This is a genomic window from Sphingorhabdus sp. (genome assembly GCF_050921905.1).
Taxonomy (GTDB): domain Bacteria; phylum Pseudomonadota; class Alphaproteobacteria; order Sphingomonadales; family Sphingomonadaceae; genus Sphingorhabdus_B.
Genome location: NZ_CP050888.1, coordinates 2,098,830 through 2,117,552, shown reverse-complemented (window position 1 = coordinate 2,117,552; position 18,723 = coordinate 2,098,830). Strand labels below are relative to the sequence as shown.

Sequence of the window (18,723 nt, the reverse complement as noted above, 5' to 3'; positions counted from 1 at the left end):
CATGACCACCCCCGCCCATCAGCGCGACCTGACAATTGGTCCAGTGGCCAAGACTTTGTTCCTGTTCGCGCTGCCCTCACTTGGGGTGAACATTCTCCAGTCGCTGAACCATTCGGTCAATTCGGTGTGGATTGGTAGATTCTTGGGCGAAGAGGCCCTTGCCGCATCGGCCAATGCGGGGCTCATCATGTTTTTGATGTTCTCCACTTTGTTCGGCTTCACCATGGCGACGACCATTTTGATTGGTCAGAATATGGGCCGCCGCGACGTGGAATCTGTCCGCCGCATCATGGGCACCGCATTCGGCATTTTCCTTGCGGCTGGCCTGGTGACGGCGGCGGCGGGTTGGATCTTTGCGCCCCACATGCTGCGCCTGATGGCAACGCCGGAAACGGTCTATCCGCTGGCGCTGGCATATTTGCGCGTCATCTTCCTGTCGATGCCAACCTCTTTCGTGATGGTGCTTGTTGCATCATCGCTGCGCGGTGTGGGGGATTCGGTGACGCCATTTTGGAATACAGTTTTGAACGTGGTTCTCGACATCATCTTGAACCCGATTCTTATCTTGGGCCTTGGCCCCATACCCGCGATGGGTATCGCTGGATCGGCGCTTGCGACCATATTTGCCGGGGTCATCAGCCTCGGGCTATTGCTACGCAAGGTCTATGCGCGCGACCTGACCATCCGCCTGCGCGGGCATGAGCTGAAATGGCTTCGGCCAGATGCGCGGTTCTTGAAACCGATTGCGCGTATGGGCCTGCCTATGGGCTTGTCGATGATCATCATGTCGGGCTCTGCCGTTGTGATGATTGGGCTTGTCAATCGAGAAGGCGTGAACACAACCGCGGCATTTGGCGTGATGAATCAGCTTTGGAGCTATGTGCAGATGCCCGCGGTCGCCGTGGGCAGCGCCGTCAGCGCCATGGTCGCCCAAAATATTGGCGCAAACAAATGGGACCGTATTGGCCGCATCGTGTGGTCGGGGATTGGGATCAACCTGCTGCTGGCAGGTGTATTGATCTTACTCATGACCTTGTTCGCGACGCCATTGCTTGGCCTGTTCCTGCCAAGCGGCAGCCCAGCCATCGATATCGCGATCCACGTCAACCACGTCATTGGGTGGACCTTCGTCCTGATGGGTGTGTCGGTTGTCGTGACCTTTGCGGTGCGTGCGAATGGCGCCGTAGTTGCGCCGCTCCTGATCCTGATAATCAGCGCTGTGCTGGTGCGTTTCAGCATTGGCTTTGGCCTATACGCCCGCTTCGGCGCAGATGCCATTTGGGGATCATTTGTTGCGACCGCGATTGCATCCTGCATCCTGTCGATTGCCTATTATCTGCATGGCGGATGGAAAAAGGCAAAGGTGATGCCGTCCATGGGTGCGCACGCCGTGCCCGTGGTGCCTGAATAATCCGCTGTCCTAAACATAGTGCATTGTGCCATTGAGCTTCGCATGCAACGCATCGTCACCTTGCCCCGAGAATTTACTGCGCCCAAGCATATAATGTTGCGCATGGGTCAGTTCCTGCTGGCACTGTTTGTTGCGGCTGGCATGGCCCATGCGCAGGTTCCCACCCCTGCCGCGCCGCAATATGTCCGTGCGTCGATGGCAGCCGAAACGCGCAGCCCCGCCCCCGGTGATACCGTGACCGTCGCGATTGTCATGGACCCGAAACCCGGCTGGCATGATTATTGGGTGAACCCCGGTGATGCCGGAACGCCACTAGAGCTGGCGTGGATATTGCCCACTGGCGCAAGTGTGGGCCCCATCCGTGCGCCCGTGCCCGAAACCTTGATTGTCAGCGGTTTCATGAACCATGTTTACAAGACAGAGCATGCTTTTCTGATTGATCTCAAAATCCCGCAAAGCGCGATTGTTGGGCAGAATTTGACGATCAAGGTCGACGCGCGCTGGTCGGCCTGCTCCGATCTGGTCTGCGTACCGGAAAGCGCGACATTGTCGGTGCCCATGACCATTGGTTCTGGAACCATCGACAATGCCGACCGCAGACGTTTCGATGGGTGGCGCAGCGCATTGCCAGTGCCGCTGGACCGCAAGGCGCACTATGCCATTGATGGCAACCGCATTGATATCGCCATCCCCTATCCGCGTAGTGCCGACGCAAGCCGAGTCTGGTTTTTTGCGCAGAGCGAAAATCTGTTCCGTTACGCCGCCCCGCAAACTGCGCGGCGCACCGGCGATTGGTTGATTATCAGCAGTGAAGTGAAAGAACCATTTGCCGGAGAGATTGACGGCCTACTGCGTTTCAATGATGCACAGGGACTTGGAATACGCGCCACACCCGGCACCGTCCCAGCAGGCGGCGCGGCCGTATCCGTTTTTGGTAAAGGCGCAGCGACGCCAGCGCAAACACCGCCACTTGGCTTTGGCTGGATACTCGCCTTTTCGGTTCTTGGCGGCTTGCTCCTGAACCTCATGCCTTGCGTATTCCCGATATTGGGATTGAAGGCCTTGAGCCTTGCCAAAATGGGCGGTGATGAGGGTGCGGCCCGACGCGATGCCGTTGCGTACACCGTCGGCATCATCATGAGCTGCCTTGTGCTGGGTGGCATTATGTTGGCTTTGCGGGCGGCGGGCGAAGAGGTGGGCTGGGCATTCCAGTTGCAGGACCCTGCGATTGTGTTGTTGCTGCTGTTGCTCATGGTTGCGGTCACCGCAAATCTGGCTGGCCTGTTTGAAGTCGGCGGTATCGGCGCGGGCGAGGCACTGACCCAAAAGGCGGCGTGTCAGGGTCATTCTGGACGGGCGTGCTGGCGGCTGTTGTCGCAACGCCGTGCACCGGCCCGTTCATGGCGGCGGCAATGGGTGCGGCTTTGCTGTTGCCCGCAAGTTTAGCACTGTTGATATTTGCGGGCCTTGGTCTTGGCCTTGCTTTGCCCTTCCTTGCCATTGCCTTCATCCCACCTTTGCGCAAGCGCATGCCACGTCCTGGCGCGTGGATGGTGCGTTTTCGTCAGTGGATGGCCGTGCCGATGGCGCTCACGTCATTGGCCTTGCTATGGCTGCTTTATCAACTTGCCGGCTTTAGCGGCTTGCTCATTGGCGGCGCGGCCGCGTTGATCATATTGTTGCGGCTGTTTGAACTTGGGCGGAAACAGAAAAGCGGCGCGCCACACAAGATGGTCGTTGCGGCCATATTGGGCGTCACCGTCGCGGCTTTGCTCATCATGGACAAGGCCGCCATCGTCGCGCCTGCCCCGCAGCCGATGAAAAACGGCAGCATGGCCTTTGACGAAGAACGGCTGGCCGCACTGCGCGCAGAGGGCAAAGCTGTGTTTCTCTACTTCACCGCCGACTGGTGTGTGACATGCAAAGTGAATGAGAACGCTGCGATTGACCGCACAGAAACCAGCGCAGCCTTTGCCAAAGCAGGCATACGCACGATGGTGGGCGATTACACACGCAGAGATCCGGATATCACGCGCTTTCTGGCCAAGCACGGGCGGTCGGGCGTGCCATTATATCTATACTATCCACCGAACGCCGACGCGCGTGTGTTGCCGCAGATCTTAACGGTGAACGACCTGACGGCGCTTTCGGAATAAAACGCGGCCAAACGCCGCCCCTTTAAATTGAGCACGTTGAACCCCTCGTATGTGCTTTAGCGCCACACAGGGCAACAAAAGCAGGGGTATCGCTGCTAAAGCCTTTATCTGCGGACAAATTGGCTGTATTAGCGTTGCCGAACATCACAAGGAGTATTGACTATCGCCACCCCGCCTACCCGGCGCGCTATGACCCCACCTGTTAAAAGTGGACCGCGCTACAATAATCTAATCACCGTTGAAAAAGTGCGGGTCATTGATGATGACGGCGAAAATCTGGGTGTCATGTATACCCGCGAGGCGATAGCGCAGGCTGGCGAAGTTGGGCTCGATTTGGTGGAAGTCTCCCCAAACGCTGATCCCCCCGTGTGCAAATTTCTGGACATCGGCAAGTTCAAATATGAGGCCCAGAAAAAGGCCAATTTGGCACGCAAGAGCCAGAAAACGCAGGAAATCAAAGAAATCAAGATGCGTCCGAACATTGATGACCATGACTATATGGTTAAGATGAAGAAGGTCGCCGAATTCATCGAAGAAGGTGACAAGGTCAAGATTACGCTGCGTTTCCGTGGCCGGGAATTGGCACACCAACAATTGGGTATGATACTGCTTCAACGGGTTCAGGCCGATACGACCGAAACCGCAAAAATCGAGGCACATCCCCGGATGGAAGGTCGCCAGATGCTGATGGTGCTGTCGCCCAAATAGGGCGCAGTTACCAGATGGCTTGCCGAATCAGTTCGGTCCCAATGATGACAATCAAAAGATTGATGATGGCAGGGTCAAAGGGCTTTGGTGCGCTTTCGAAGCGCCAATATATAGATAATGGTCGCAGCGGTGGCAAAAATGAACCACTGAATGGCATATAGCAGATGGTTGTTCGGGATCTGGCTTGGCGACGGCTCGGCCAATATATCCAAGCCGTCGACCGCATCTGTTGAAACAAGCTTTATGCGCTGCGCTCCGTAGGGCGCGATAATGCCTTTAACGCGGCCGCCGTCCCATTTGGGTGATTGCGGCCGTTCGGACCAGCCAAAGGCCACTTTGGCATCGGGGCCCTCTGCTTTGCCGGTCTGGCAAGACGCGACATGGGCAAAGCCTGCTTTGCCCGCGGCATTTGAACCCGATACGGTCTCAATCTTAACAACACGCACGCATATGAGGCTGGAGCGGCGAAACAATGGCAATGCCGCAGGGTCGGGAACCGTTGGCCATGCCACGGCTGGCAATCCCACCGCCGATTCATAACGCGACAGCAATTCGTCTTTCTGTGCCTTGCGTTGCAACTGCCAGATGCCAAGGCCAATCATCGTGGCAACGGCAAGGGCAACCAATAGGGTTGGAATGACGGGCAGGCGGTTCATAGAAGATCACTCTTTCCAGCTTCGCGCGCACGGTTGCGATGCTCCGCCGCCAACAGCCCGGCTTTCGCCATGCGCAAGCTTATCACCGTAAGCGCTGCGGTAAACGGCACCCAAATGATGACATGTACCCAAAAAGGCGGGTGAAACACAGAATCAACGCCCAACGCCAGTACGATAATCAACGTGCCAATGCCCATAGTGAGCAACGCAGCGGGACCATCGCCGACATTATAGCTGCTAAAGTCTAGTCCGCAGTTTGCGCAACTGTCGGCGAACTGCCCCAGGCCAGCGAACAAGCTTTTATGCCCACATTGGGGGCAGAGACCAAAAAGGGCAGCCTTAGCAATGCTGGGCTGCCCTTCTATGGATTGTTCTGGTTTCATTTACGCGTGCACTGGTGCGCCCCAGCCACCCCAGATGTAAATGGTGATGAAGAGGAAGAGCCAGACGACATCGACAAAATGCCAGTACCACGCGGCGGCCTCAAAACCGAAATGCTGCTTAGGCGTGAAATGGCCCTTATAGGTGCGCGCAAGGCAGACGGCGAGGAAGATGGTGCCCACAATGACGTGGAAGCCATGGAAACCCGTCGCCATGTAAAAGGCCGTGCCGTAATTCAATCCGCCAAAGGGAAACGGCGCGACGGCATATTCATAAACCTGAATCGCACTGAACAGTAGGCCGAGCAATATGGTGAGCCACAGACCTTTCTTCAGACCTTCACGGTCGCCATGGATGAGCGCATGGTGCGCCCAAGTCACAGTGGTGCCCGAACACAACAGGATCAGCGTGTTCAACAACGGAAGCTGCATCGAATCGAGAACTTCCAAACCCTTTGGCGGCCATTGCATCAACGCGGCTGCACCTTCTTGGCCGATCAGGTTAGTGACCGTAAATGCGTGCGTTTCGGGGTCTATGACGATTTCCAACGGTACCGGGAACAACGCATAGTCAAACCATGCCCAGAACCAGCCAACGAAGAACATGACTTCAGAGGCAATGAACATGATCATGCCGTAGCGCAGGTGCAATTGCACCACAGGGGTATGATCGCCGGCCTGCGCCTCATTTACGACATCTGCCCACCAGGCATAGAAAGTGTAGATAACGGCAATCAAGCCAATGCCAAAGATCAGGCTGCCATAGCTGAACTGTTCGGGATGCATCCACATCACCAAACCAAAGAACATAATCAGCGCCGAAAATGAACCGAGCAACGGTGTGATGCTTGGTGGCAAAATATGATAATCGTGATTTTTGGCACCCGCCATGGTCAATTCCCTGTAGTCGTATCGATTAACAATTGCCTTAGCTACCGTTCGCCGTCTGGTCCACTATGTTTGGCTTTTCCACTGGATAGAAAGTGTAACTAAGTGTGATTTCTTCAATGTCTTTGGTTTCAGGGTCGGTCATAATCTTGGGATCGACATAGAATAGGACCGGCATGCGGACCTGTTCGCCGGGTTTCAGCGTCTGTTCGGTAAAGCAGAAGCACTGAATCTTGTTAAAATACTGACCGGCAAGCGCTGGCGTCACGTTGAACGTGGCGGTGCCCGTAACGGGCTCGTTCGAGAGATTCTTCGCAAGATAGATCGACATGTCCTTCGCGCCGATGCTGACAGTGTCCGTCGGACGCTCGGGTTTGAATTCCCAAGGCAAGCCTTCACGTTGATTGGCATCAAAGCGCACAACGATAGTTTTGTTGGAAACTGCAACAGTAGCCGCCTGCGCAGCGTCCACGCGCATTGTGGTGCCGCCAAAGCCAGTGACCTGACAGAATAAACGATACAAAGGCACCGCAGCAAAGCCAACGCCGACCATTGATACGGCAAGCGCCGCCGCCAAAAACCCGGTTTTTGCGTTAGAAACAGCCATCAGCCCCAGACTCCCACTTTCACCACAGTGATTAAGAAGAACAAGACGCACAACCCGACCAAAGCAACACCCATGACACGCGAGCGGCCCGCCTGGCGTTTGCGGATAATCGCCGTTTCTTCGACGGTATAGGCAGACGGCTCATTCTGGGTCATGATATCAGCATCCGGTCAAAGGCGAAAATTGCAAAAAGGAGAAACAGGTAAAGGATTGAGAAGGCAAAAAGTTGCTTCTCCGGCTTCATCGCGGCTGCGTCCGTGGCCTCGTTTTTCCAGACCCGGAAGGCCAATGCCAAAAACAGGAGGTTAAGAACAATCGCTGCCGCGCCATAGACCCACCCTGTTTCGGCCAAAGCAAAAGGCAGTATCGCCGTCGCCGCCATGGGGAAGCTGTAGCCGAATATCTGGTTACGGGTGACCCGCTGACCCTTCACATTGGGGAGCATGGGAATTCCGGCAGCGCCGTAATCCGTTTTCATAAACAACGCGAGCGCCCAGAAATGCGGCGGTGTCCACAGGAATATGATCGCAAAAAGGAGGATTGGCATAAGCGTAACGTCGCCCGTTACCGCCGCCCAGCCGATGACGGGCGGAAATGCGCCCGCCGCGCCACCGATCACGATGTTTTGCGGCGTATTGGGCTTCAACCAGATGGTGTAGACGATCGCGTAGAAGAAGATCGAGAAAGCAAGCAAGCCAGCGCATAACCAATTGACGGCAACGCCCATGATGCCCACCGAAAAAGCGGCAAGGCCGATGCCAAAGTTCAACGCGGACGCCCGGTCCATTCGGCCCGCAGGCAGCGGGCGGCGCGCCGTCCGTGCCATTTTGGCGTCAATGTCAGCTTCAAAATATTGGTTGAGCGCACCACAGGCACCCGCGCCCAAAGCAAGGCAGAGTATCGCGGTAAAACCAATTACCGGATGAATGCTACCCGGTGCCGCCAATAATCCGCAAAGCGCTGTGAACACGACAAGCGACATGACCCGAGGCTTCGTCAAAGCCCAGAAATCGCGCCACTCGGCTGTCAAAATGATGTCACGCGTTGCGGTTGTCATGCCTGTTCCCAAACGTTCGAGACGTTCAAAGCGGTGAGCCGCCGCCGGTTACTTGATAACCGGCAGCGTTTCGAACTGGTGATATGGTGGCGGGCTTGTCAGCGTCCACTCAAGCGTGGTCGCACCTTCACCCCAATAATTGTCTTCTGCACGGCGGCCAGCGACCAACGACCAGATGACATTGACGAAGAAAATGAGCACGCCAACGCCCATTATTGCATAGCCAACGGACGCCACGCCATTCCAATAGGCAAAGGCCTCCGGATAATCAGGGTAACGACGCGGCATGCCTGAATTTCCAAGGAAGTGCATCGGGAAGAACAGGACGTTCACGCCAACGAAGAATATCCAAAAGTGCAGATGACCAAGGAATTCATTCAATTGACGACCCGACATTTTGCCAAACCAGTAATAGAAGCCGGCAAAGAGCGAGAATACAGCACCCAGCGACAACACATAATGGAAATGGGCCACAACATAATATGTGTCGTGCAGGTTATCGTCGAGACCGCCATTGGCCAGCACAACACCCGTTACGCCACCAACGGTGAACATGAAGATGAAGCCCATGGCCCATACCATAGGCGTCTTGAAGCTAACCGAACCGCCCCACATGGTTGCGATCCAGCTAAATATCTTAATGCCGGTTGGCACCGCGATCACCATCGTTGCTGCCGTAAAGTACATTTTCATGTCGACGCTCATGCCCGTGGTAAACATGTGGTGCGCCCAGACAACAAAGCCGACGACACCAATCGCGACCATGGCATAAGCCATGCCGAGATAGCCGAACACTGGCTTGCGGCTGAAGGTTGCGACGATTTGGCTGATGATACCGAAACCGGGCAAGATCATGATATACACTTCGGGATGGCCGAAGAACCAGAAGAGATGTTGATACAATACAGGGTCACCACCGGCCGACGCATCGAAGAATGCGCCGCCAAAGTTACGGTCAACCAAAAGCATGGTAATCGCCGCCGCCAGTACCGGCAATGCGAGCAGCAGCAAAAATGCCGTTACCAACACCGACCACACGAACAATGGCATTTTGTGCAGGGTCATGCCCGGCGCACGCATGTTGAAAATGGTGGTAATGAAGTTGATGGCACCCAAGATCGACGCTGCACCCGCCAAGTGAAGCGAGAAAATGGCCATGTCGACAGCAGGCCCAACCGAGCCTGAAGTCGACAGCGGCGCATAGACCGTCCAGCCAGTGCCTGCACCAAGACCCGTACCGCCCGGGACAAAGCTGGACCCAAGCAACATGATGAACGCCACAACGGTCAACCAGAAGCTGATGTTGTTCATGCGCGGGAACGCCATGTCCGGCGCGCCGATCATCAAAGGCACAAACCAGTTGCCAAAGCCGCCAATAATGGCGGGCATGACCATGAAGAACACCATGATCAAGCCGTGGGCCGTAATCAGCACATTCCACATATGATAGGCTTCATCCAGCGACGCTTCTTTGCCGGCCATCATCGATGCCCAGCCTTGCAGATATTGAATGCCCGGAGCAGCAAGCTCCAAACGCATCAAGCCCGAAATCGCACCGCCCACAATCCCTGCGAAAATTGCAAAGATCAGATACAATGTTCCGATGTCTTTATGGTTGGTCGACATGAACCAGCGGGCGAAAAAGCCCGGCTTGTGGTCCGCGTCATGATGGTCATGCGCGTGGAGGTCGGTGCCTGTGGCAGCAATGCTTGTCATCCGTCTGGCCCTTTTACTTAGTTGGCGCTGCAGCAGGTGCAGCAGGTGTGTCTATGGGGGTCGCGGCTACAGCGGCTGGCGCAGCGGCCGCAGGTGCCGGCTTTTCTTCGCCGGGCATCGTGCCGCCCTGCGCCTTCACCCAAGCCGCAAATTGCGCTGGCGGAAGTGCCTCCACAACGATTGGCATGAACGCGTGGCGTGCCCCGCATAGTTCGGAGCATTGCCCGAAATACACGCCGGGCTTGGTGATCGTGACAGATTTTTCGTTCAGGCGACCGGGAACCGCATCAAGCTTGAACCAAAGCGACGGCACCGCAAATGCGTGAATCACGTCCGCAGCCGTCGTTTGGATGCGCAAAGGTACGCCCGCAGGCACAACCATGCGATTGTCGGCCGCCAACAGTTTTGGTCCGTCGTTTTCGGTACGGAAACGCTCACCCTTGCCGACTTCGCTTTCTTCTTTCAGCATGTTCGATATCACTTCGAACCCGCCATGGTCGGGATAAGTGTAGCCCCAATACCACTGATAACCAGTGGCCTTAATGGTAACGGCGTCTGCTGGTGCTGGCTTAAATTGCTTGGCCAACAAATCAAGCGATGGATAAGCGATACCCAAAAGGATGAGCACAGGGATCAGAGTCCATAAGACTTCAATAAAAGTATTGTGCGTCGTCTTTGATGGCACTGGATTGGCGCGGCGGTTGAAACGCACGATCACCCAAAGCAGAAGGCCAAGGACAAACAGAGAGATGATGGTGATGATCGGCAACAGGATCGCGTTGTTGATCCATTTTGCATATTGGCCGTTTTCGGTGAATTGTTCCTGAAAATCCACTTCCTTCGGCTTTGGCATGCCAACGCTATCTTCATAATTGGGGCGCATTGGCGTGTAGCCGGGTAACGAACCATCCATCGCCTTAGGCGCAGCCGCGGCTGGCGCGGCGGCGGGTGCAGCGGTCGTTGCCGTAGCAGGCGTCGCCACAACAGGCGCGGCCACTTCCTTCGTCATTGGCGCTGGCGCGGGATTCGCTGACTGCGCCATCACCAATGACGGCATCGTCATTGCAGCGAAGACAACCAGTAATTTCTTCAACATATTCATCTACTTGGCCCCGTGTTCTTGGTGCGGCGCAGGAACTTTGCGCATGTCTTGCTCACCCCAAGGTGGCCGGACTTGCGCGACCTATAGTCGCGCTAACCTGAACCCTCAAGCGGTCGATTTATTATTTTTAGCATTTAATTGCACCACTCTTCTACCCATTTGCGTTGCAATCCGTTAAACCGGACATGCAAAAGACGACAATGGCTAACAAGGATCATTCTCCCCATCATGACCGAAGATGAAATACTGTCCGAATTCCGTAGCGTCGACGCGCTGCTTGAGGGGCACTTCCTGCTGTCGTCCGGCAAGCACAGCGCTTATTATTTGCAATGCGCCCGGCTGTTAATGAACCCAGAGCGCGCTGGACGCATTGCGCTTGCAATCAGTCAAAAAATGCCGCGCGAACTGCGGGCTGAGGTTCAGGCGGTCATTTCGCCCGCCATGGGTGGCCTAATCATCGGCCATGAAATGGGTCGCGCGCTTGGCGTTGATGCCATGTTTGTGGAACGCCCCGAAGGTGTTTTTGGGTTGCGCCGGGGATTTACACTCACGCCGGGCACTAAAGTCCTCATGGTGGAAGATGTCGTGACCACCGGCCTGTCTTCACGTGAAGCGATTGCCGCGATCGAAGCGGCTGGCGGTGTTGTTATCGCCGCCGCGGCTGTGGTGGACCGTTCGGCGGGGGCCGCTGAGCTTGGCGTTCCCTTTTTCCCGCTGATTCAGCTGAACTTTCCGACTTACGCGCCCGACGAATTGCCGCCGGAGCTCGCCGCGACGCAAGCGATCAAGCCCGGTAGCCGGAAGTTATGACGCAAGCGCCCGCGCCGCCCCGCTTGCGCCTTGGCGTTAACATCGACCATGTCGCGACCATTCGCAATGCGCGCGGCGGTGATCATCCAGACCCGGTGCGTGCGGCGCAGATTGTGGCGGCGGTCGGTGGCGACGGCATCACGGCGCATCTGCGCGAAGACCGCAGGCATATTCGCGATGCCGACATCGCACGTATCATGGCCGCGACAAATTTGCCGCTGAACCTTGAAATGGCAGCGACCGAGGAGATGCTGGAGATCGCCTTGCGGCACAAGCCGCATGCCGCGTGCATCGTCCCTGAACGGCGCGAGGAGCGGACGACCGAGGGCGGATTGGACGCGGCGGGCCAGCACAATCATCTTGCGCCCATCGTCACGCGGCTCACCGACGCCAATATCCGCGTCAGCCTGTTTATTGAACCCGACGCCCGTCAGATCGAAGCCGCCATCCGCTTGCGCGTGCCAATCGTGGAATTTCACACGGGTAAATATGCCCATGCGCAAGGCGAGGAACGCGAAACCGAGCTACGCCGGATTGCCGATGCCGCCGCTCTCGCGGCGAAGAACGGGATCGAGCCGCATGCCGGCCATGGGCTTACTTTTGATAATGTTCAGCCCATTGCCGCCATTGCGCAATTTGCCGAACTCAACATCGGGCACTATCTGATCGGTGAGGCCATCTTCATTGGTTTGGAAGAAAGCGTGCGTAAAATGCGCGAACTGATGGACCTTGCCCGGTGATCATCGGGCTTGGCTCTGACCTATGTAACATCGAACGCATCGCAAAATCGATTGCGCGATTTGGCGCGCGATTTGAAAATCGTGTTTTCACCGACGTGGAACGTGCCAAGGCAATGAAGCGACCATTTACCAAAGCGGGCACCTATGCGAAGCGCTTTGCCGCCAAGGAAGCCTTTTCAAAGGCCCGTGGGAACCGGTTTCAAACATGGCGTATTTATGAAGGATATTGGCGTCGTCAATGCACCTTCGGGTGCGCCGACCCTGTCGCTTACGGGCGGCGCAAAAGCGCGGCTCGACGCAATGATTCCTTCAGGCTATGAAGCCCATATTCATTTGACCTTGACGGATGACCACCCCTGGGCACAGGCATTTGTCATTATAGAGGCGTTGAGATCGCAAAAGGCATGACCAGTTTGACCACCGACAACAATAGCGAGGCAACACCGCCCGCGCCGGTACCCGAAAAGAAGGGCTGGGCCGCAGCGGCTTGGGCCGAATTAAAAGGCATGTTCTGGCTTTTACTCGCCGTGCTTGCGTTCCACAGCTTCATTGCGAAACCCTTTTACATTCCGTCTATTTCGATGATGCCGACCTTATTGGTGGGTGACCGGCTGTTCGTCAGCAAATATCCTTATGGATGGAGCCATGTGTCGCCGACGATACCGAATCCTGTAGCGATATTTCGCTGGCTGGTGTTGCGCGAAGAGGTAGACGCCTTGGCCGTGCCTTTGCCGGAGAGCAACACGCGCGTCTGGGGCAAATTGCCCGAACGTGGCGATATCGTCATATTGACGCCAAAGGGCAAATATCAGGATTGGATTAAGCGCGTCATTGGCTTGCCCGGCGACACCATCGAACTGCGCGCAGGGCAGATTTTCCTCAACGGCAAACCCGTGAAGCAGGAAACCCAGCCAAACCTCATCTTACCAGTCGATGCCAACAACCCATGCAATGATTATGACTTTTCAGGCGCATTGATACGCGGTGCTGACTGCGTGAGCTGACCTGCCATTTGCCAATCATTCGCGAAACCCTGCCCAACGGCGTGCAATATGATACGATTGACGCGCGTCAGCGCGATACCGATGACATGGCACCTGTGAAGATCCCTGCCGGTCATGTTTTCCTGATGGGTGATAACCGCGATAACAGCTCCGACAGCCGCGTGGCGGCAGAGTTTGGCGGCCTTGGTGGTCCTGTATCATGGGATCGCATCGGCGGTCGCGCGGAAATTATCACATTCTCGGTTGATGGCAGCACCAGCCTTAATCCTGCATCATGGTTCAGTTCGCTGCGCGGTGATCGCGCTGGCGACAGCTTGCGTCCTAAAAAGGTCAGCCAAGGTGAGTGACGCCGCGCCCCTTGCGCAGAGCAAGCCGCGCCGGACGCGGAAAAAACCTGACGCACAGGTAAAGGATAGCTTTCGCGAAGAGGTCGGCCCAACCGAGCTTTACGACCCCCTCATTCGTTCAGAGATAAAGCGCGCTGCGGTATGGATTAGCATGGCCAGCCTCGTTGTTGCATTCATCTGGCTTGCGCAGCCCATTCTTCTTATCATTGGCGGCATCGTTCTTGCCGCGATGTTAGACGGCGGCGCGCGGCTTCTTGGCCGGGTGCTGCCCATCCCGCGCGGCTTCCGCCTCACCATTGTCGTGCTCGCGGTGTTTGGTTTTATCTATTGGACGTTTGTTTTCACAGGCTCTGAGCTCGCCGCGCAAGCCGCAAGCCTTCAGGCCATTGTCGAAAGGCAAATTGAAACAATCGGCAATCGGATTGAAGCAGCAGGGTTCAACATTTCTGCTGAAGATATGAAAGGCCTTGGTTCGCAGATGTTGAACTCTGTGGGCCGCGTCACGGAAGCGGTATCGTCCGTTTTGGGCACCGTCACAAACCTTGCGATGATGCTGGTTCTCGGCATATTTATCGCAGCCGAGCCCCGCTTGTATGAACGCGGTGTCGCGTGGATGTTGCCTTTGGCAGAGCGCGCGCATTTTTATGGCACCGCCGAAAAAATGGGCAGCGTCTTGCGCCGCCTGATGGCGGGTCGCCTGCTTGGCATGGCGGTTGAAGGCGTGGGCACATGGGTTTTACTCAGCCTTGGCGGCGTGCCGATGGCGGCGTTGCTGGGTGTGCTCACGGGCCTGCTGGCATTCTTGCCTAATATCGGCGCAATTGTATCTGGGGCCCTTATCATCCTCGTTGGGTTTTCTGCCGGGGTCGATGTCGGACTCTACGCCATTTTCGTGTATTTTGTCGTGCAGACGGTGGACGGTTATTTGATCGTCCCGATGGTCGCAAAGCGTGCGGTCGATTTGGCACCTGCTTTAGTGCTCGGCGCGCAGATTCTTTTCGGTGCGCTTTTCGGCATTTTGGGGCTTGCGCTGGCCGATCCAATCATCGCGATGATCAAGGTCGCGCTTGAGCGGCAATCAGAGCGCAATGAAGCGCGTGGCATCCGCGAAGGGCCGTGATCTAAACCCTATGTTGCTGACCGTCTGCTTTATATTGGGCATCGCCAATTTTTCTATGCACAAAGCGGTGGCGGAATCTGGGCACCCTTTTGTCGAAGAGACTAAGCGCTATTTCGGTCGGCATTTCGGTCCTTATGGAAGCTACGCTATTGAACTGTCTTTGCTCATCGGCGCCATGTGGTTGGCCAATGCGCAATCCTTGGTGGTAGTGCTCCTTTACGCCGCCTACACCGCCATAAACGGCGTTGCGAGCTGGCTGCTGCTGTCGAACAAGGCGTGATGGGCCTTTGTGCTTTGCACTAAAATAACTATACGGCCCCTGTGCCACCATTAACTCCCACCAATGATGCCAAGCCAGATTTCGCCGTCATGCGGCGATTCTTGCCGTATTTATGGCCGAAGAACGAAGCGGGTTTGCGCGTCCGCATTGTCTTTGCCCTGCTGCTGGTGGTTGTCTCAAAACTCATCCAGCTCAGCATGGCATGGCTCTACGGCCGGGCTATCGACCGCATGGTGCCGGGCATGGAAGACAGCGTCGCCATCGCCATCGCATTGGTCGCCGCTTATGCCGGTGCACGTTTCGGCGGGGTATTATTCGACAATTTGCGCAACATCGTCTTTGAACGCGTCGGCCAAGAAGCAACGCGGCGTCTGGCCGAAAATGTCTTCAGCCATTTGCATAATCTGTCGATGCGGTTCCACATGAACCGGCGGACAGGCGCGGTTACCAAGGTGATTGAACGCGGGACCAAGAGCATCGACATCATGCTCTATTTCCTTTTGTTTAACATCGCGCCTACCTTGCTTGAGCTGTTTTTAGTCTCCGTTTATTTCAAGATTTCATTTGGCTGGGGCATGGTCATTGCCACGCTGATCATGGTCGTCAGCTACATTGTTTACACGACCCTGATCACCAACTGGCGCAACAAATTGCGCGAGGAAATGAACGAGCTCGACACGCAGACCGTTGCCAAGTCCGTCGACAGCCTTTTGAACTACGAAACGGTCAAATATTTTAACGCAGAAAAGCGCGAAACCCGCCGTTATGCCGAGGTGGTGCAACATTATGCCAATGCCGCCGTCAAATCTGAAAACTCGCTCGCCGCGCTGAACATTGGGCAATCGCTGATCACCAACCTCATGATGGCTGGGGCCATGGGCTATGTCGTTTGGGGCTGGTCACGCGGGCAATTTACCACAGGCGACGTGGTGACGGTGAATACCTTGCTGGCGCAGCTTTTCCGGCCATTGGACATGTTGGGCATGGTGTATCGCACAATACGCCAAGGCCTGACCGATATGGCCGCAATGTTTGCGCTTATCGATACCCAAGCCGAAATCACCGACAAACCAAATGCGCCCGCATTGGTAGTAAGTGGCGGCGCGCTGGTGTTTGACGATGTATATTTCGCTTATGACGCGGAGCGGCAAATATTAAACGGCGTCAGCTTCGACATAAAGCCCGGCCATACGCTCGCCGTGGTTGGCCCATCGGGTGCGGGCAAGTCGACCATCGCGCGCTTGCTCTATCGTTTTTACGATATTACCGGCGGTCGTATCACCATCGATGGCCAGGATGTGCGCGATGTTACGCAATCCAGCCTGCGCAGTTCCATCGGTATCGTTCCGCAGGATACCGTTTTGTTCAACGACACCATCGGTTATAATATCGCCTATGGCCGCGAAGGTGCCAATCAAGCCGAAATCGAAGAGGCCGCGCGCGGCGCATCGATCCACGGTTTCATCGACTCACTGCCCGACCAATATGCCGCCAAGGTTGGCGAGCGCGGGTTAAAACTATCCGGCGGTGAAAAGCAGCGCGTAGCGATTGCCCGCACTTTGCTCAAAAATCCGCCGGTGTTGATCCTCGATGAAGCGACCAGCGCCTTGGACAGCCGGACTGAGTCGGAAATTCAAGCAACGCTCGAACGTATTTCGGAACGCCGCACCACAATCATCATCGCGCACCGGCTGTCGACCGTGGTGAACGCGGATCAGATCATTGTGTTGGAGGCGGGTCGCGTGGCGGAGAAGGGAACGCACATGCAATTACTGCGCAAAAATGGCCTGTATGCCGACATGTGGGCGCGCCAGCAAAGCGAAGCCGAAGAAGAGGCCGTTCCCACCGCGTAAAATCACGCGCTATCCACAAGCGACTTAGGGTCCTGACCCTAAAACAAATACATGTCGGCTCTGTCATTGGCACTTCAGTCACGCTAGGGCGTTCCGATGGCCTCCGTCGCTCCTCCCCCCACGCCAGCCGATGTTTTGCACCGCTTGTTCGGCTTTGCCGGCTTTCGCGGGCAACAGGAACAAGTGGTTACGCGCGTTCTGGCGGGTCAGCGCACGCTCGCGATCATGCCAACGGGCGCGGGCAAGTCGCTTTGCTATCAACTGCCCGCCGTGATCATGGATGGCACCTGCATCGTCATATCGCCGCTGATCGCGCTCATGCATGACCAAATGCGCGCGGCCGATGCCGTGGGCATTCGCGCCGCGACACTGACGTCCGCCGACGACAATCGCGCCGAAACCATAAAACGATTCCGTGCGGGCGAGCTTGACCTGTTATATGTCGCGCCGGAACGGGCATCGGGTCAGGAGTTTCGCAGCCTGCTGCGTGAAACGAAAATATCCCTCTTTGCGATTGATGAGGCGCATTGCGTGTCCGAATGGGGCCATGATTTCCGGCCCGATTATCGTTTGTTACGGCCATTGCTGGATGACTTTGCGCATGTGCCCCGCCTCGCGCTGACCGCCACCGCCGACACGCACACACGCGATGATATTGCCGAACAATTGGGCATAGCCAAAGACGGCGTCATGGTGGCAGGTTTCGACCGCCCCAACATCCGCTACATCGCCGAAGCCGCACCGAACAGCGGCATTGCGTCATTGGTCAAGGGCTTGCAGGGCGCAGGCATTGTCTACGCCCAAACCCGCGACCGCACCGAAAAAAGTCGCAAGCCAAATTGCCAAGACGGGCCGCAGGGCTTTATTTTATCATGCGGGCATGGAACCACAAACGCGCGCCCGGGCACAGGCCGAATTTGTGTCCTCCGAAGACATGGTCATGGTCGCAACGGTCGCCTTCGGCATGGGTATCGACAAGCCTGATGTCCGCTTTGTCGTGCATGCTGGCCTGCCGAAATCTATTGAATCTTACTATCAGGAAAGCGGGCGGGCGGGGCGCGATGGGGACCCGGCGGTGGCGCATATGCTGTGGTCAGCAGGCGACTTCACCCGCGCGCGTGGACGCTTGACTGAATTACCACCTGAGCGGCGTGAGGCGGAATTGGCGCGCGTGGCCGCCTTGTCGCATTTGGTGGAAACCCCTGGCTGCCGCCGCGCGGTGTTGCTGCGCCACTTTGGCGAAAGCCCAGCCGAAACATGCGGCAATTGCGACAATTGCTTGCATGCGCCCGCCGTGCACGACGCGACCGAGCTGTCCCGCAAATTGCTGTCCGCCGCTTATCGCACGGGTCAGAGATTCGGCATGGGCCATTTGGAAAAGGTCCTGCTGGGGAATATAGACGAGCGGATTACGCAGTTCGGGCATGACCAGCTTTCGGTGTTTGGCATAGTGAACCGCACAGAGGCAGCTATGCTGAAGCCCTTGTCTCGTGCCTTGCAGGCGCGCGGCGCGTTGGTCGCTAACGAACATGGCGGCCTGAAACTTGGCGGCGATGCCCGCATCATCATGCGCGGCGATCAAAAGATTGAGATCGCTGTGGTGAAACCCGGCAACACACGGCGCGCGGGCCGACCCGACAACCCCATTGGCAACCCGTTATTTGAGGCCTTGCGCGCCAAACGCCGGGCATTGGCCGAAAATGTCGGCGTGCCGCCTTATGTCATTTTCCATGACGCGACCTTGCGCGAAATGGCGCTGACCCGGCCAGCCGATATCCGCGCCTTGGGCCGGATCAGCGGCGTCGGCGCGCGTAAGCTGGAGGCTTATGGCGCAGAATTTCTGTCGGTAATCGCGCAATTTTAGGACCGAAGTACATCGCGGCATTGT

Annotated in this window: 17 protein-coding genes and 3 pseudogenes; 12 read left to right on the top strand and 8 right to left on the bottom strand. The window is 56.4% G+C overall.

Annotated elements, in window-relative coordinates; translation table 11 throughout:
• Position 1: 1 nt before the first annotated feature.
• The 4 genes from HEQ18_RS10315 to infC all read left to right on the top strand — a co-directional run bounded on the left by HEQ18_RS10315 (position 2) and on the right by infC (position 4,275).
• A complete protein-coding gene (locus tag HEQ18_RS10315) occupies positions 2-1,411 on the top strand; it encodes an MATE family efflux transporter (protein ID WP_397606537.1) in 1,410 nt (469 codons plus the stop codon).
• A 42-nt stretch (positions 1,412-1,453) separates the two neighbouring features.
• Positions 1,454-2,857, top strand: a complete 1,404-nt coding sequence (locus HEQ18_RS10310; RefSeq protein WP_432814642.1) for a protein-disulfide reductase DsbD domain-containing protein — start codon at positions 1,454-1,456, stop codon at positions 2,855-2,857.
• On the top strand, positions 2,824-3,567 hold the full coding sequence (locus tag HEQ18_RS10305; protein ID WP_432814641.1) for a thioredoxin family protein: 744 nt from the start codon (positions 2,824-2,826) through the stop codon (positions 3,565-3,567). Before HEQ18_RS10310 ends, HEQ18_RS10305 begins: the two co-directional genes overlap by 34 nt.
• A gap of 189 nt (positions 3,568-3,756) precedes the next feature.
• Complete coding sequence (gene infC, locus HEQ18_RS10300; RefSeq protein WP_397605209.1) at positions 3,757-4,275, top strand: translation initiation factor IF-3; 519 nt, start codon at positions 3,757-3,759, stop codon at positions 4,273-4,275.
• A gap of 74 nt (positions 4,276-4,349) precedes the next feature.
• Here infC and HEQ18_RS10295 read toward each other — a convergent pair whose 3' ends face one another.
• From HEQ18_RS10295 to coxB, 8 genes are all read right to left on the bottom strand, one after another.
• A complete protein-coding gene (locus tag HEQ18_RS10295; RefSeq protein WP_432814640.1) occupies positions 4,350-4,931 on the bottom strand; it encodes an SURF1 family cytochrome oxidase biogenesis protein in 582 nt (193 codons plus the stop codon).
• Positions 4,928-5,227: a DUF983 domain-containing protein gene (locus HEQ18_RS10290; protein ID WP_432814639.1), complete on the bottom strand. Its 300-nt coding sequence runs from the start codon at positions 5,225-5,227 to the stop codon at positions 4,928-4,930. Before HEQ18_RS10290 ends, HEQ18_RS10295 begins: the two co-directional genes overlap by 4 nt.
• An 87-nt stretch (positions 5,228-5,314) precedes the next feature.
• Positions 5,315-6,202, bottom strand: coding sequence for a cytochrome c oxidase subunit 3 (locus HEQ18_RS10285; protein WP_432814638.1), 888 nt, complete (start codon positions 6,200-6,202; stop codon positions 5,315-5,317).
• Positions 6,203-6,239: 37 nt separating this feature from the next.
• Entirely contained in the window at positions 6,240-6,806 is a 567-nt protein-coding gene (locus HEQ18_RS10280; protein ID WP_432814637.1) for a cytochrome c oxidase assembly protein, read from the bottom strand.
• Entirely contained in the window at positions 6,806-6,961 is a 156-nt protein-coding gene (locus tag HEQ18_RS10275; RefSeq protein WP_432814636.1) for a hypothetical protein, read from the bottom strand. The genes HEQ18_RS10280 and HEQ18_RS10275 overlap by 1 nt, the downstream gene beginning before the upstream one ends.
• Positions 6,958-7,863 (bottom strand): heme o synthase, encoded by a 906-nt coding sequence (locus HEQ18_RS10270; RefSeq protein WP_432814635.1) that lies wholly within the window; start codon positions 7,861-7,863, stop codon positions 6,958-6,960. Before HEQ18_RS10270 ends, HEQ18_RS10275 begins: the two co-directional genes overlap by 4 nt.
• 48 nt (positions 7,864-7,911) lie before the next feature.
• A complete protein-coding gene (gene ctaD / locus HEQ18_RS10265) occupies positions 7,912-9,579 on the bottom strand; it encodes a cytochrome c oxidase subunit I (RefSeq protein ID WP_432814634.1) in 1,668 nt (555 codons plus the stop codon).
• A gap of 13 nt (positions 9,580-9,592) precedes the next feature.
• Positions 9,593-10,675, bottom strand: a complete 1,083-nt coding sequence (coxB, locus tag HEQ18_RS10260; protein ID WP_432814633.1) for a cytochrome c oxidase subunit II — start codon at positions 10,673-10,675, stop codon at positions 9,593-9,595.
• 234 nt (positions 10,676-10,909) lie between these two features.
• Here coxB and pyrE point away from each other — a divergent pair, with 234 nt between their 5' ends.
• The 8 genes and pseudogenes from pyrE to recQ all read left to right on the top strand — a co-directional run bounded on the left by pyrE (position 10,910) and on the right by recQ (position 18,699).
• On the top strand, positions 10,910-11,491 hold the full coding sequence (pyrE, locus tag HEQ18_RS10255; RefSeq protein WP_432814632.1) for an orotate phosphoribosyltransferase: 582 nt from the start codon (positions 10,910-10,912) through the stop codon (positions 11,489-11,491).
• Positions 11,488-12,231, top strand: coding sequence for a pyridoxine 5'-phosphate synthase (locus tag HEQ18_RS10250; RefSeq protein ID WP_432814631.1), 744 nt, complete (start codon positions 11,488-11,490; stop codon positions 12,229-12,231). Before pyrE ends, HEQ18_RS10250 begins: the two co-directional genes overlap by 4 nt.
• Positions 12,228-12,639: pseudogene (acpS, locus tag HEQ18_RS10245) on the top strand (holo-ACP synthase). The gene HEQ18_RS10250 and the pseudogene acpS overlap by 4 nt, the downstream one beginning before the upstream one ends.
• Positions 12,636-13,582: pseudogene (lepB, locus tag HEQ18_RS10240) on the top strand (signal peptidase I). The pseudogenes acpS and lepB overlap by 4 nt, the downstream one beginning before the upstream one ends.
• A 112-nt stretch (positions 13,583-13,694) precedes the next feature.
• Positions 13,695-14,702, top strand: a complete 1,008-nt coding sequence (locus HEQ18_RS10235; RefSeq protein WP_432815994.1) for an AI-2E family transporter — start codon at positions 13,695-13,697, stop codon at positions 14,700-14,702.
• Positions 14,671-14,982, top strand: a complete 312-nt coding sequence (locus tag HEQ18_RS10230; protein WP_432814630.1) for a hypothetical protein — start codon at positions 14,671-14,673, stop codon at positions 14,980-14,982. The genes HEQ18_RS10235 and HEQ18_RS10230 overlap by 32 nt, the downstream gene beginning before the upstream one ends.
• A 41-nt stretch (positions 14,983-15,023) precedes the next feature.
• Positions 15,024-16,835, top strand: a complete 1,812-nt coding sequence (locus HEQ18_RS10225) for an ABCB family ABC transporter ATP-binding protein/permease (protein ID WP_432814629.1) — start codon at positions 15,024-15,026, stop codon at positions 16,833-16,835.
• A 96-nt stretch (positions 16,836-16,931) separates the two neighbouring features.
• A pseudogene (recQ, locus tag HEQ18_RS10220) lies at positions 16,932-18,699 on the top strand (DNA helicase RecQ).
• The last annotated feature ends 24 nt before the right edge of the window (positions 18,700-18,723 follow it).